Source organism: Qipengyuania thermophila, assembly GCF_004153605.1.
In the GTDB taxonomy this organism is placed as follows: domain Bacteria; phylum Pseudomonadota; class Alphaproteobacteria; order Sphingomonadales; family Sphingomonadaceae; genus Qipengyuania_B; species Qipengyuania_B thermophila.
Map to the genome: position 1 here is coordinate 90784 of NZ_SDSI01000005.1, position 13028 is coordinate 103811.

11 protein-coding genes, 1 tRNA gene and 1 pseudogene are annotated in these 13028 nt (G+C 71.4%); 6 read left to right on the top strand and 7 right to left on the bottom strand.

Annotated elements, in window-relative coordinates:
* Positions 1-28: 28 nt before the first annotated feature.
* On the bottom strand, positions 29-1030 hold the full coding sequence (locus tag ETO60_RS09960) for a MarR family winged helix-turn-helix transcriptional regulator (RefSeq protein WP_130005254.1): 1002 nt from the start codon (positions 1028-1030) through the stop codon (positions 29-31).
* Between the two features lie 181 nt (positions 1031-1211).
* Positions 1212-2501, bottom strand: a complete 1290-nt coding sequence (locus ETO60_RS09965; RefSeq protein WP_130005256.1) for an adenylosuccinate synthase — start codon at positions 2499-2501, stop codon at positions 1212-1214.
* Between the two features lie 222 nt (positions 2502-2723).
* Between ETO60_RS09965 and ETO60_RS09970 the strand changes: the two genes are divergently transcribed.
* A complete protein-coding gene (locus tag ETO60_RS09970; RefSeq protein ID WP_130005258.1) occupies positions 2724-3539 on the top strand; it encodes an aldo/keto reductase in 816 nt (271 codons plus the stop codon).
* A 13-nt stretch (positions 3540-3552) separates the two neighbouring features.
* On the opposite strand, the gene ETO60_RS09975 is transcribed toward ETO60_RS09970, so the two are convergent.
* The 3 genes from ETO60_RS09975 to ETO60_RS09985 are packed head-to-tail and all read right to left on the bottom strand — an operon-like array spanning position 3553 to position 7455.
* Complete coding sequence (locus ETO60_RS09975; RefSeq protein ID WP_130005260.1) at positions 3553-4677, bottom strand: ATP phosphoribosyltransferase regulatory subunit; 1125 nt, start codon at positions 4675-4677, stop codon at positions 3553-3555.
* Positions 4678-4732: 55 nt separating this feature from the next.
* Entirely contained in the window at positions 4733-6316 is a 1584-nt protein-coding gene (gene serA, locus ETO60_RS09980; RefSeq protein ID WP_234026437.1) for a phosphoglycerate dehydrogenase, read from the bottom strand.
* Between the two features lie 11 nt (positions 6317-6327).
* On the bottom strand, positions 6328-7455 hold the full coding sequence (locus tag ETO60_RS09985) for a phosphoserine transaminase (protein ID WP_130005264.1): 1128 nt from the start codon (positions 7453-7455) through the stop codon (positions 6328-6330).
* Positions 7456-7614: 159 nt separating this feature from the next.
* Between ETO60_RS09985 and ETO60_RS09990 the strand changes: the two genes are divergently transcribed.
* The 4 genes from ETO60_RS09990 (at position 7615) to ETO60_RS10005 (ending at position 11185) form a co-directional block, all read left to right on the top strand.
* A complete protein-coding gene (locus ETO60_RS09990; protein WP_130005266.1) occupies positions 7615-8772 on the top strand; it encodes a glycosyltransferase family 4 protein in 1158 nt (385 codons plus the stop codon).
* Between the two features lie 104 nt (positions 8773-8876).
* Positions 8877-10211: a replication-associated recombination protein A gene (locus tag ETO60_RS09995; protein ID WP_130005268.1), complete on the top strand. Its 1335-nt coding sequence runs from the start codon at positions 8877-8879 to the stop codon at positions 10209-10211.
* Positions 10208-11089 carry a hypothetical protein gene (locus ETO60_RS10000; protein WP_130005270.1) on the top strand — a complete coding sequence of 294 codons (882 nt, stop codon included), beginning with the start codon at positions 10208-10210 and terminating at the stop codon, positions 11087-11089. The genes ETO60_RS09995 and ETO60_RS10000 overlap by 4 nt, the downstream gene beginning before the upstream one ends.
* Positions 11090-11109: 20 nt before the next feature.
* Positions 11110-11185, top strand: a tRNA-Thr gene (locus ETO60_RS10005).
* 7 nt (positions 11186-11192) lie between these two features.
* Here the strand turns inward: ETO60_RS10005 and ETO60_RS10010 are convergent.
* Together ETO60_RS10010 and queF are read right to left on the bottom strand one after the other, a co-directional pair.
* Positions 11193-12035, bottom strand: a complete 843-nt coding sequence (locus ETO60_RS10010; RefSeq protein WP_130005271.1) for a DUF1499 domain-containing protein — start codon at positions 12033-12035, stop codon at positions 11193-11195.
* Between the two features lie 3 nt (positions 12036-12038).
* Positions 12039-12497: a preQ(1) synthase gene (gene queF / locus ETO60_RS10015; protein WP_130005273.1), complete on the bottom strand. Its 459-nt coding sequence runs from the start codon at positions 12495-12497 to the stop codon at positions 12039-12041.
* Positions 12498-12635: 138 nt separating this feature from the next.
* Here queF and ETO60_RS10020 point away from each other — a divergent pair.
* Positions 12636-13028, top strand: a pseudogene (locus tag ETO60_RS10020) (hypothetical protein); the annotation flags it as partial.

Genomic DNA, 13028 nt, shown 5'->3' on the forward strand with positions numbered 1-13028 from the left:
CGCAGCGGCTGCCTGGCGGCCGTGTGGCTCAGGCCGCGAGGATTCCCGCTTGCTGCACCTGGCCGAAGTAGCGGGCCATGGCCTCGGCGGTGCGGTCAGTAAAAGCGACGAAGGCACGCCGCGCATCGTCCGGGTCGCGCACCCGCTCGACCAGACCGGCTTCGACCATCTGCCCCAGCCAGCGCAGCGCCGTGGTCGGCGGAACGCCCGACGCCAGACAGAGCGAGGTGACCGACACGCGGCGGTGTTCGGCCCGGGCGGCGGCGAGGTCGAGCAGCATGTCCCAGACCGGATCGGCGAACAGATCGGCGCCGAACAGGGCGGCGCGCTGCTGCCGGTGCTTGAGCACAGCGCGCACGAGCCGCGGATCGGGAAGCGGAAGCCGCGTCTGGCGCAGCCTCGGCATGGCTCCACGCGGGTCTGCCTTCGTCCCGGCGCGAGGCGCGGCGCTGGCGCCGGCGATGGCCACCACGCCGCGTCCGTCCGCAGCGTCCCAGCCCGCCTGCGGCCCCGCGCCCAGATGGCGCGAGATGGCCTCGATCTGCTCGGTCAGCCGGAGCAGCGTCGCCCGGTCCTCGGCCGACATCTCGTTGACCACCGCCCGCGCCCGGCCGGCGCGCACCCGCGCCAGGGCGATGATGCGGTCGGGCCGGGCGGGCTGGACGAGGATCTGCGCCGCGCTCTGGTCGAGGCAGCCGAACACCGCGTCGAGGCTGTCCAGCGCGGTGACCACCACCACGCTGCGCCCGGTGCGCGCCGCCGTCAGGTCGAGGCGCGCGAGCGAGGCGAGCATCGCCGCCGACGCTTCGGTGCACGCCACCAGCACGACATCGCCGAGCAGCGCGAACGCGCCGGCGTGGCAGATCTCCACCAGCTCGTGCAGCGAGCCGTGCCGCCGCACCGCGAGACCGGCGGCGATGCAATCCTCGGCAAGCTCCAGCCGCATCGGTTCGGGGTCGGCATAGATCGAGACCAGCGCCCGAGCCTCTCCCGGCCCGTCGCCGGGCGCCCCGTAGTCGAAATCCACCATGACCTGCCATCCCCTGCTGCGTCGCGGCCGGCGGAACGTTGTCAGAACATCATGGTGCGTCAAGACCTTGCGCGGATGAAATCCCGGCCTGCCACCCCCGCTTCTGACGAAAGGCGCGCCAGCCCGGCATGACGATGGTGAACGCCGGATTGCCGCAAAGCGAACTTTTTTGCGCGAGGCGTCAGTCCTCGAACGGATCCCGGACGAGAATCGTGTCGTCGCGTTCGGGACTCGTGGACACGAGCGCAACCGGAGTTTCGATCAATTCCTGCACGCGGGTGATGTACTTGATGGCGTTGGCCGGCAGATCGGCCCAGGAGCGGGCGCCTGCGGTGGTCTGCGCCCAGCCGTCCAGCTCCTCGTAAATCGGCTCCACCGCCGCCTGGTCCGCGGCATGGGCCGGCAGATAGTCGAGCACCTTGCCGCGCAGGCGGTAGCCGGTGCAGATCCGCACCCGGTCGAACCCGTCGAGGACGTCGAGCTTCGTCAGCGCGATGCCGGTGACGCCGCTGATGGCGCAGGACTGGCGCACCAGCACCGCGTCGAACCACCCGCACCGGCGCTTGCGGCCGGTGACGGTGCCGAACTCGTGCCCCCGCTCGCCCAGACGCTGCCCGACCGCGTCGTCAAGCTCGGTGGGAAAGGGGCCCGAGCCGACCCGCGTGGTGTAGGCCTTGACGATCCCGAGCACGAAGCCCGTCGCCGCCGGGCCAAGCCCCGACCCGCCCGCCGCGGCGCCGCTCACCGTGTTGGAGGAGGTGACGAAGGGATAGGTGCCGTGATCGACGTCGAGCAGCACGCCCTGCGCCCCCTCGAAGAGGATGCGCGCGCCGGCCCGCCGCACGGTCTTCAGCCGCTTCCACACCGGCTGGGCGAACCGAAGCACGAAGGGCGCAACCTCCGCCAGCGCGCTCCTGAGCGCCTCGCGGTCGACCGGCTCGCGGCCGAATGCGGCGCGCAGCGCGTCGTGGTGAACGCACAGGCGGTCAAGCTGAGGGTCGAGCGAGTCGAGGTGCTCCAGATCGCAGACCCGGATCGCGCGCCGGCCCACCTTGTCCTCGTAGGCGGGGCCAATGCCGCGGCCGGTGGTGCCGATGCGGCCTTTGCCCGCCGCGCTTTCGCGCAGCCCGTCCAGCTCGCGGTGCGGCGGCAGGATGAGCGCGCAGGTATCGGCCACGGCGAAGCTGTCCGGTGTCACCGACACGCCTTGCGCCTCGAGCCGGGCGACCTCGTCGCGCAGCGCCCAGGGGTCGAGAACGACCCCGTTGCCGATGATCGACAGCGTGCCGGACACCACGCCCGAGGGCAGCAGCGACAGCTTGTAGGTCGTGCCGTCGATCACCAGCGTATGGCCGGCATTGTGGCCGCCTTGGAAGCGCACCACCGCATCCGCGCGGGCGGCCAGCCAGTCGACGATCTTGCCCTTGCCCTCGTCGCCCCACTGGGCGCCGATCACCGTCACATTGGCCACGGTCGTGTTCTCCCATCTGTTCGCGTCGACGCCGCCCCGGGGCAGACATGGACCGCATGTGACACGGTCCAGGAAGGTTCCAGCGCCCCGCTTCCGCTCCCCCGTCGCGGCCGGAGCCTATGGCACGGCGCCGCCGCGTAGGGAACGGTGCAAATCTCCTCCGCGCAGCCGGACACAATCACGCCCCTCGCGGGTTGGGCAGGCACAGCCAGAGGAGCGCCCATGTCCGACCAGCCCGTTCTCCCCCTCAACGACGGCCGCCAGATCCCGCAGCTCGGTTTCGGCACCTGGCAGATCCCGGACGAGGACGCGGAAGGAATCGTCCATCAGGCGATCGAGACCGGCTACTGGCTGATCGACACCGCCGCCATCTACCGCAACGAAGGCGGCGTGGGCCGCGGCATCGGCCGGTGGAGCGACATCTTCCTCCAGACAAAGGTCTGGAACGAGAGCCAGGGTTATGAGCGGACGAAGAAGGCCGTGGCCAAGTCGCTGGAACGGCTCGGCGTGACCTTTGTCGACATGCTGCTCATCCACTGGCCCTGTCCGGACAAGGGTCTGTTCGTCGACACCTGGCGGGCGATGATCGAACTGCGCGAGGAGAAGCTTGCCCACTCGATCGGCGTGTCGAACTTCCGGCCGCAGGATCTGGACCGGCTGGTGAAGGAGACCGGCGTCATCCCCGCGGTCAATCAGATCGAGCTGCACCCCGGTTTTCAGCAGCGCGAGCTTCAGCAGGTGCATCGCGAGCTGGGGATCGTCACCCAGAGCTGGTCGCCGCTTGGCCAAGGGCGCACGATCGGCCACGACACGATCCGCGCGATTGCCGAGGAGACCGGCCAGCCCGCCGGTGCGGTCATCATCCGCTGGCACCTTCAGAAAGGCTTTTCCACAATCCCGAAAGCGTCGCGGCGCGAGCACATGAAAGCCAATTTCCGCGCCCTGTCCTTTACGCTGACCGACGACCAGATGGAGCGCATCGACGCGCTGGACGATCCCGCCGGTCGCATCGGACCGGACCCGGCGGCGTTCTGCTAGGCGCGGCCGGGCTTCAGGAGAGCGGAACGGGTTCGTCCCCGTCGAGCCGGTGCGTGCAGCCGAGCTGCGCCGCGTCATCGTGCTCGGACAGCGCCGCGACGGTCCGCCACCCCTGTGCGCGCAGGCGCTGCGCGGCGCGGGGGTCGTGGTGCATCGGGAGGAACAGCCGCAGCGCGGCCGGCGTCGATGCCGGATCGGCCGCCTCCAGCAGCGGCTCCATGTACAAGGAGAACCCGGTCGCCACCTCGTCCGTGCCGCCGATGCGGTAGGTTCCGCCCCGCCCCAGCGCCCCGCGCGCGCCGTCGGCGTAGAGGGTGAACCCGAGCCAGCTCTGGTACTCGAAGCCGTGACGCTCGGTCGGGTCGAGCGTGACGCGCACGTCCTGCTCGTCCGCCAGCCGGGCCTGGATCGCCCTCAGCCCTTCGAGCCGCGAGGCGAGCAGCCCGTCGCGGTCGAAGGCCGTCAGCTGCGCGATCGCCGTGTCGAACGGACCGGCCGCGTAGAGGAGCGGGAGATAGGCGTCACCCCCGGCGGCGCACAGGGCGCCGGCGTCCTTCATGTCGAGCGCGTCGCGCACGGCGTCCACCTGCCCGGCACCGAGCGGCAAGGCTCCGCCGGCCAGCGTGTCCACGAGATCGGGCAGGGTGAAGTCGAGCGCCACCGACCCGACCCCCGCGGCACGGCACGCCGACACAGCGAGCCGGACGATTTCAGCCGCCGCCGGAACGCTGTCGGAGCCAATCAGCTCGCCGCCCATCTGCAGACGCTGGCGCAGCGGATCGAGCTGGTCGGCGGTGATCAGCGCCACGTCGCCGGCATAGCACAGCCGCAGCGGCCGCGGCGCCCCTGCCAGCGAGGTCGCCGCGATCCGGCCGACCTGCGGCGTGATGTCGGCGCGCAGGGCGAGCGTGCGCAGGCTGGCCGGATCGACGAAGCGGAACATGCGCCGCGTGCTCAGCCCCTCGGCGCGCGTCGCCAGCGATCGCTCGAACTCGATCAGCGGCGGCCGGATGCGGTCATAGCCGTGCGCGTGCAGGACGTCGGTAACGGCCCGCATGGTCCGCATTTCGGCCGCAGCCTGCTCCGGCAGGCTGTCGCGCAGCCCTTCGGGGAGCAGGGAGTCCGTGGCGGCGCTCATCGGCGGTGCGCCCTACGCGGGGCGGGCTGGCGGAGGCGCGGCGCGTCCACGGGGATCAGAACGACAGCGCCTTGACCACCCGCACTCCTTCCAGCGCGCAGGCGCGCTCGACAAGGGCGGGGGTGATCGGCTGGTCGACGCTGAGCAGCAGCACCGCCTCGCCGCCCGCCTCCCGTCGGCCGAGGTTGAAGTTGCCGATGTTGATGCCCGCCTCCCCGAGCAGGGTGCCGATCCGGCCGATGAAGCCGGGTGCATCCTGGTTGACGATGTAGAGCATGTCGCCCGCCAGCGCCGCCTCGATCCGCACGCCAAAGATCTCGACGAGCCGCGGCGCGTCGCTTCCGAACAGGGTTCCGGCCACCGAACGCTCGCCCTGGCTGGTGCTGACGGTCACCCGGACGAGCGTGCTGTATGCGCCTTCGCGGCTGTTGCGGATCTCGCGCACCTCCATGCCCCGTTCGCGGGCGAGGAACGGGGCGTTGACCATGTTCACCGACTGCCTGAACTGGCGCATCAGCCCGGCCAGCACGGCGGCGGTGACCGGCTTGGGATTGAGGTCGGCCGCCGCGCCTTCCAGCTCGATGCTGATGCGCGGCAGATCGCCATGGGCAAGCTGCCCCACCAGGCTTCCCAGCGTTTGGGCCAGGGCCATGTACGGCCGCACCCGTGGTGCCTCTTCCGCCGACAGGGACGGCATGTTGAGCGCGTTGGCCACGCCGCCGTGAATGAGGTAGTCGGCCATCTGCTCGGCCACCTGCAGGGCGACGTTGACCTGCGCCTCGGTGGTGGAGGCGCCCAGATGCGGAGTGCAGATGAAGTTCGGCGCGCCGAACAGCGGATGGTCCGCCGGAGGCGGTTCCGTCGCGAACACGTCCAGCGCCGCGCCGGCGATGTGGCCGCTTTCCAGCCCGGCTTTGAGCGCGCCTTCGTCGATGAGCCCGCCCCGGGCGCAGTTGATGATCCGCACGCCCGCCTTCGTCTGCCCGAGCCGTTCGGCCGAGAGGATGTTGCGCGTCTCGTCCGTGAGCGGCGTGTGCAGCGAGATGAAGTCGGCGCGGGACAGCAGGTCGTCGAGTTCGACCTTCTCCACCCCGATCTCCACCGCGCGCTCCTCGGTCAGGAACGGATCGTAGGCGATAACCCGCATCTTCAGCCCCTGGGCGCGGGCGGCGACGATCGAGCCGATGTTGCCGGCCCCGATCAGGCCCAGCACCTTGCTCGTGACCTCCACCCCCATGAAGGCGTTCTTGGGCCACTGGCCCGCCTGGGTGCGCGCGTTCGCCTCGGGGATCTGCCGCGCCAGCGCCAGCATCAGGGCGATGGCGTGTTCGGCGGTGGTGATGGAGTTGCCGAACGGCGTGTTCATCACCACCACGCCGCGCGCGGAGGCGGCGGGGATGTCGACATTGTCCACGCCGATGCCGGCGCGCCCCACGACCTTGAGCCGCGTGGCGGCTTCGAGCAGCTCGGCCGTCACCTTCGTCGAGGAGCGGATGGCGAGGCCGTCATACTCCCCGATGCGCGCCTTGAGCTGGTCGGGCGTTTCGCCGGTGATCACGTCGACGTCGCACCCCTGCTCGGCAAGGATGCGCGCGGCGTTGGGGTCCATGGCGTCGGAAATCAGCACGCGCGGCTTCATGGCGGTCTCCCTCATGCCTTGGCCGCCCCGTAGGCCCAGTCGAGCCACGGGCCGAGCGCCCCAATGTCGGCGGTGTCCACGGTGGCGCCGCACCAGATCCTGAGGCCGGGCGGCGCGTCGCGATAGGACGCGATGTCGAAGGCGGCGCCTTCCTGCTCGAGCAGGCCGGCGAAGCGTTTGATGAAGGCGGCATCTGCCCCTTCCACGGTCAGGCAGACGCTGGTGTTCGAGCGGATCGCCGGATCGGCGGCGAGATGGCCGAGCCAGGCGCGCTCCTCGACGAGACGGTCGAGGGCCGCGGCGTTGGCGTCGGCGCGCCGCTTCGTCTCCGCCAGTCCGCCGATGTCCCTTGCCCATTCGAGGCACCAGATCGCGTCCTCGACGGCCAGCATCGAGGGCGTGTTGATCGTCTCCCCCGAAAAGATGCCTTCGATCAGCTTGCCGCCGGAGGTGAGGCGGAACAGCTTGGGGATCGGCCAGGCCGGCGCATGGCTCTCCAGCCGCTCCACCGCGCGCGGGCCGAGGATGAGAACCCCGTGCGCCCCCTCGCCGCCGAGCACCTTCTGCCACGAGAAGGTGAGCGCATCGACCCGGTCCCACGCGATGTCCTGCGCAAACACCGCACTCGTCGCATCCGCAATGGCAAGGCCCGCGCGGTCGGCGGCGATCCAGTCGCCGCCGGGCACCCGCACCCCGCTGGTGGTGCCGTTCCAGGTGAACACCACGTCATGATCCCAGTCCACCTGCGACAGATCAGGCAGATGGCCATAGTCCGCGCGCATCACCGTCGGGTCGAGGCGAAGCTGCCTCGCCGCATCCGTGACCCAACCTTCGCCGAAGCTTTCCCACGCCAGCACCGTCACCGGCCGGGCACCGAGCAGGGTCCACATCGCCATTTCCACCGCCCCGGTGTCGGATCCGGGAACGATGCCGATGCGGTGCGTCGCGGGCACTTCCAGCACGTCGCGCATCAGGGCAAGGCAATGCTGAAGCCGCGCCTTGCCCACCGCCGAGCGGTGCGACCGGCCAAGCGACTGCGTGGCGAGCGCCGCGGCGGTCCAGCCGGGGGGCTTGGCACAGGGTCCGGAGGAAAAGAACGGACGGGACGGACGAATGTCCGGCTTCGGTGCGGCAGTCATGTGTCAACTCTCCTCGCAGAGAGCGCGCGCGGCGTTGGGACCGCGTGGCCCGCCGCCGGACCTAGACCGCGGGGCGGCGAAGTCAACCGCCACGGGCGGAACGGGCGCGGCACCTTGCCTCTCGCCAAGCGCCCTGCCCGTGCGTATGCGGTGCAGCCGATGACACCCGCAGACCTCCGTGTCGCCCTGTTCAGCGGCAACTACAACTACACCCGCGACGGCGCCAACCAGGCGCTCAACCGGCTGGTCGGGCATCTGCTGCGGCAGGGGGTGGCGGTGCGGGTCTATGCCCCCACGGTGGCGCAGCCCGCCTTCCCGCCGACCGGCGACCTCGTCAGCGTGCCCTCGGTCCGCCTGCCGGTGAAGGGACGCGGCGAATACCGGCTGCCGCTCGGCCTGTGGGGACCGGCGCTGGCGGATCTGGAGGCGTTCGGCCCGAACATGGTGCACGTCGCCTCGCCCGACCCCGTGGCCCATGCCGCCGTGCGCTGGGCGCGCGCCCGCGGCATCCCTGTGGTGGCCTCGGTGCACACCCGCTTCGAAACCTATCCCCGCTACTACAAGGCGGCCTTTCTCGAACCGGTGTTCGAGGCCGGGCTGCGGCGGTTCTACAACCGCTGCGACGCGCTGGTCGCGCCGTCGCAGTCGATGGTCGACACCCTTGTCGCGCAGGGCATGGGACGGGATGTCTCCATCTGGTCGCGCGGGGTCGACCGCGAGATCTTCAACCCCGCGCGGCGCGACGCCGGCTGGCGCCGGGCGCACGGGATCGGTGACGATCAGGCGGCGGTGGTCTTTCTCGGCCGGCTGGTCATGGAAAAGGGACTGGACGTGTTTGCGGCGACGGTGGGGCGCCTGCGGGAGGCCGGCGTGCCGCACGCGGTGCTCGTGATCGGCGACGGCCCCGCCGCGTCGTGGTTCCGGGCCGCGTTGCCGCAGGCCGCCTTCGCCGGATTTCAGACCGGCGAGGCGCTGGGCCGCGCGCTGGCCAGCGGCGACATCTTCTTCAACCCCTCGGTGACGGAGACGTTCGGCAACGTCACGCTGGAGGCGATGGCCTGCGCCCTTCCGGTCGTCGCCGCCGGCGCCACCGGCAGCGCCAGCCTCGTCGAGGACGGGGTGACCGGCCGGCTGGTGCCGCCCGACCGTCCCGATGCGTTCGCCGCCGCGCTGGCGCCCTACTGCACCGATGCGGCGCTGAGGGCGCAGCACGGAAAAGCGGGCCTTGAACGGGCGCGGACCTACAGCTGGGATGCGGTCAACCAGACGGTGCTGGACACCTATCTGCGCCTGCTCGATGCGCGCCGTGCCCGATGACGCAGGCGCCCGCAGCCTCGTGTTCTCTTGCCAGCGTGCAGCCAAAGGCGGGAGGATCCCCATGATGTTCGTGCGCGCCGGCGCGACCTGCTGACGGACGCGGTGTGGCAGACCTGTTCGACCCCGACCCTTCCCCGCCTCCACCGGCGGCGCCTCCGTCCCCGGACGCGCCGCTGGCCGAACGGCTGCGCCCCTCGTCGCTGGCGGATGTCGTGGGTCAGGAGCATCTGACCGGGCCCGACGGCCCGATCGGGCGGATGGTGGGGTCCGGGCGGCTGGCCTCCACGATCCTGTGGGGACCGCCCGGAACCGGCAAGACCACCATCGCCCGCCTGCTCGCCAAGGCGGTGGGCACGCGCTTTGCCAGCGTGTCGGCGGTGTTCTCCGGCGTGGCGGACCTCCGGAAGGTCTTTGCCGAAGCGGAACGCGACGCCGCCAGGGGTGGCCGGACCCTGCTGTTCGTGGATGAGATCCACCGCTTCAACCGGGCGCAGCAGGACGGTTTTCTCCCCTACGTCGAGCGGGGCACGGTGACGCTGGTCGGCGCCACGACGGAGAACCCGTCCTTCGCGCTCAACGGCGCCCTGCTCAGCAGGGCACAGGTGCTCGTCCTGCGCCGGCTGGACGCGGACGCCCTGGAGCTGCTGCTGCGCCGCGCGGAAGCGGCGCACGGCCGTCTCCCGCTGACGGCGGAGGCGCGCGCCGCGCTTGTCGCCGCGGCGGACGGCGACGGCCGGTTCCTGCTCAACCTAGTGGAGACGGTGCTGTCCGCCCGTCCTGCGGCGCCGCTCGACCCGGCGGCGCTGTCCCGCCTGCTCGACCGGCGCGCGGCCCAGTATGACAGGGCCGGCGACGGCCATCACGACCTGATTTCCGCGCTTCACAAGAGCGTGCGCGGGTCCGATCCGCAGGCCGCGCTCTACTACCTTGCGCGGATGCTGACCGCGGGGGAGGAGCCGCGCTTCATCGCCCGCCGGCTGGTCCGCATGGCTGTGGAGGACATCGGCCTCGCCGATCCACAGGCGCTGGTGCAGTGCATCGCCGCGCGCGATGCCTATGAATTCCTCGGCTCGCCCGAGGGCGAACTGGCGCTGGTGCAGGCTTGCCTCTACCTTGCCACCGCACCCAAGTCGAACGCGGTCTACCGCGCCCAGACAGCGGCTTGGCAGAGCGCCCGCGACCATGGCAGCCTGCCCCCGCCCCCTCACCTGCGCAACGCGCCGACGCCCTTGATGAAGGCGCTCGGCCATGGCGCGGGCTACACCTACGACCACGACGCGCCCGACGCCTTCTCGGGCGCCGTTTACTGGCCGGAAAGCCTGGAGCCGCAACACTACTACACCCCCACCGGGCGCGGATTCGAGGCTGAGGTGGCCGAGCGGATGGCGCGCTGGGACGCGCTGCGGCGCGGCCGGGACGAAGTGGATCGCGCGCAATGAGGACACGGTTCGAGCACGTCCTGGCAATCGACTGGTCCGGTGCCGCCGGCGAGCGGCAGCGCGGCATCGCCCTGGCGTTGGCGAGCCGTGCGGGCGGACCGCCCACGCTGATCCGCCGTGACCGGCCTTGGTCGCGGGAAGAGGTGCTGCATTACCTGCGCGACGAGCTGCCGCCGGACACGCTCGTCGGGATCGACATGGGCCTCGCCTTGCCGTTCGTCGACTGCGGCGCCTATTTTCCGGGCCTGCTCGACAGCCCCCCCGATGCGCGCAGCCTGTGGGCGCTCATCGACGTCATCGCCTTCGACGAACCGCATCTGGGCGTGTCGGCCTTTGTCGATCATGACGAGCACGCGCCGTTCTTCCGGCGTCCCGGTGAGGAGGGTGCGCTGTTCCGCTGCGACATGGCGGAGCACGGGCGCGGACGTTTCCGCGTCACCGAACAGGCGCAGGAGGCGATGGGGTGCCGGCCGACCTCGAACTTCAATCTCGTCGGCGCGGCGCAGGTCGGCAAGGCGAGCCTCGCGGGAATGCGCCTGCTGCACCGGCTGGGCGACGCGCTGCCGGTGTGGCCTGTCGATCCGCTGCCGCCGGCGGGGTCGATGCTGATCGAGATCTACACGGCCATCGCCGCGCTGGCGGCGGGGTGCCGCGCCGGGCGGACCAAGCTGCGGTCGGTGGAGGCGCTCAACGCGGCGCTCGGCGCGCTCGGCTCGCCCCCCGTGGACGGGTCGGGCCCGCTCGACGACCACGCCGCGGACGCCCTGCTCGCCGCTGCCTGGCTGCGCGACGCGGCTGGCCGGGAGGAGCTGTGGCAACCTCCCGCCCTCACGCCGCAGGTCGCCCGCACCGAAGGGTGGACTTTCGGCGCGATCTGACGCAATCCCGCCCCACGCGCGCCGGCTTAGCTCAGTTGGTAGAGCACCTGATTTGTAATCAGGGGGCCACGGGTTCGAATCCTGTAGCCGGCACCAGACTCGTTCACGGCGTGGCGAGGCGGCGCTCGATGGCGCGTGACAGGCGCTCCAGCCGTGCCGCGTTGTAGCCGAGATCGGAGACGCCGACCCTGCTGGCGGAGCGCAGGTCGATGCGGCCGTCGCGGACCCGCACCACCACGTCGTCGCGGAAGCCGAAGGCCAGCGTCCGGGCCACTCCTTCCACGATGCCGGCGTCGGGATCGCGGCGGATGTCACGCAGGCCGATGTCCGCCATGGCGGCGACGATGGCGTCATACACCTGCGCCGGGTCGCGACCGCCGGTCGGGATCGGCTGAAGCCGTCCGTAATGCTGCCCGATGAGGTCGGCGTGGGTCTGGATCGCCTGCGCGCCTTCGACCCGACCCTGCCATGCCGGCAGCTGCCCCAGCGGGACGTTGTAGGGCGACAGGGGGTTGGCGCCCGCCGCGTCGCGCAACGCCATGGTCGAGGCGCTGAACTGCGGCGGGTCGACCACGTCGGTGGCGACGTCGTGGATCGGCGGCACCCGGGCGGCCGTCGCCCGCAGCTGCAGCAGGCTGGCCCCGATGATCACCGGAATGGCGAGGGCAAGGGCCGCCTTCCACCACGGGCCGCGCGGCCGGCTGCGCAGGCTGAGCGCCAGCGCGAGCGCGGCGACAAGGACCGCCAGGCCGAGCAGCAGCGGCCCGGCCGTCATCACCATGAACCCCAGTCCGGCGCGCCAGTCCAGCAGCCCGAAACGCGGCGCGAACGCGGCAATGGCGAACCATGCCAGCACGGCCAGCGAAAGCCACAAGGCATGCACCGGCAGGCGCACGGCGAGCCAACCGGGCGTTGCCGACCGGTGCGGCGAGTCTTCGTGGATCATCCTCTACCCCCTTCCCCGATACGGCGCGACGCCCTGCTCCGGCAGCCACAGATCGGCTGGCGGCGCGCCGCTCTGCCAGAACACGTCGATGGGAATGCCGCCGCGCGGATACCAGTAACCCCCGATCCGCAGCCAGAGCGGCTGCATTTCCGAGAACAGGCGCTGGCCGATTCCGACGGTGCAGTCCTCGTGAAAGGCCTGGTGGTTGCGGAAGCTGCCGAGGAACAGCTTCAGCGACTTCGACTCGACGATCGTCGCGGCCGGCGCATAGTCGATCACCAGATGGGCGAAGTCGGGCTGCGCCGTCACCGGGCAAAGGGACGTGAACTCCGGCGCGGCGAACCGGACGAGATACAGCACGCCGGGGCGGGGATTGGCCACGTAGTCGAGCTGCGCCTCCGCCGGCGAGGCGGGCAGCGCGGTCGACTGACCGAGAAACTTTGGCGCGGAAACATCGCTCATCGTCACGCATGTGCCGCGTTCCCGCCGACCTCGCAAGCGGAGCTTGGCGCCTCCCGCTTCAGCCTGTATTCAAGCGCGGCGGCGCTTCACCTTCGCCCGGCTCCGGCTGCGTCGCCGTTCCACTCCGTTTGGTTTCCCATGCGCGTCATTTCCTTCGCCCTCGCCGCTCTTCTCCTTGCCGTCCCCGCCGGCGTCCCGGCGGCGGCGCAGGACGCGCCCGCGCTGCGCGATTTCAGCCTTCAGCCGGGAGGACGGCCCTCGCCCACGCCGAGGGTGCAGGGCCCGGTCGACCCGGATGCGCCTCTCCCCACGACGCCCCGCCCCGTTCTCACCGCCACGCCGCGCCCGGCCATCCGCATTCCCGAACCCGCTTCTGTCGCGACGTCGGCTGCGCCGGAGGCGGCAAGTTCTGCTCCCGCGCGGCCCTCGCGCATGGTGACCGAGCGCGAAGCGCCCGAGGCCCGGCCGGGCGGCGCCTCGCCCGTGCCGGCGCCGGCTGCCGTGAGCACCGCCGCGGCGCCGCCGCTTACC

Excerpts from the sequence above, each read along its gene's own strand:
- ETO60_RS09970 (WP_130005258.1), top strand. The coding sequence starts at position 2,724 with ATGTCCGACCAGCCCGTTCTCCCCCTCAACGACGGCCGCCAGATCCCG.
- queF (WP_130005273.1), bottom strand. The coding sequence starts at position 12,497 with ATGAGCGATGTTTCCGCGCCAAAGTTTCTCGGTCAGTCGACCGCGCTG.
- ETO60_RS09985 (WP_130005264.1), bottom strand. The coding sequence starts at position 7,455 with ATGACTGCCGCACCGAAGCCGGACATTCGTCCGTCCCGTCCGTTCTTT.
- ETO60_RS09990 (WP_130005266.1), top strand. The coding sequence starts at position 7,615 with ATGACACCCGCAGACCTCCGTGTCGCCCTGTTCAGCGGCAACTACAAC.
- ETO60_RS10000 (WP_130005270.1), top strand. The coding sequence starts at position 10,208 with ATGAGGACACGGTTCGAGCACGTCCTGGCAATCGACTGGTCCGGTGCC.
- serA (WP_234026437.1), bottom strand. The coding sequence starts at position 6,316 with ATGAAGCCGCGCGTGCTGATTTCCGACGCCATGGACCCCAACGCCGCG.
- ETO60_RS10010 (WP_130005271.1), bottom strand. The coding sequence starts at position 12,035 with ATGATCCACGAAGACTCGCCGCACCGGTCGGCAACGCCCGGTTGGCTC.
- ETO60_RS09975 (WP_130005260.1), bottom strand. The coding sequence starts at position 4,677 with ATGAGCGCCGCCACGGACTCCCTGCTCCCCGAAGGGCTGCGCGACAGC.
- ETO60_RS09960 (WP_130005254.1), bottom strand. The coding sequence starts at position 1,030 with ATGGTGGATTTCGACTACGGGGCGCCCGGCGACGGGCCGGGAGAGGCT.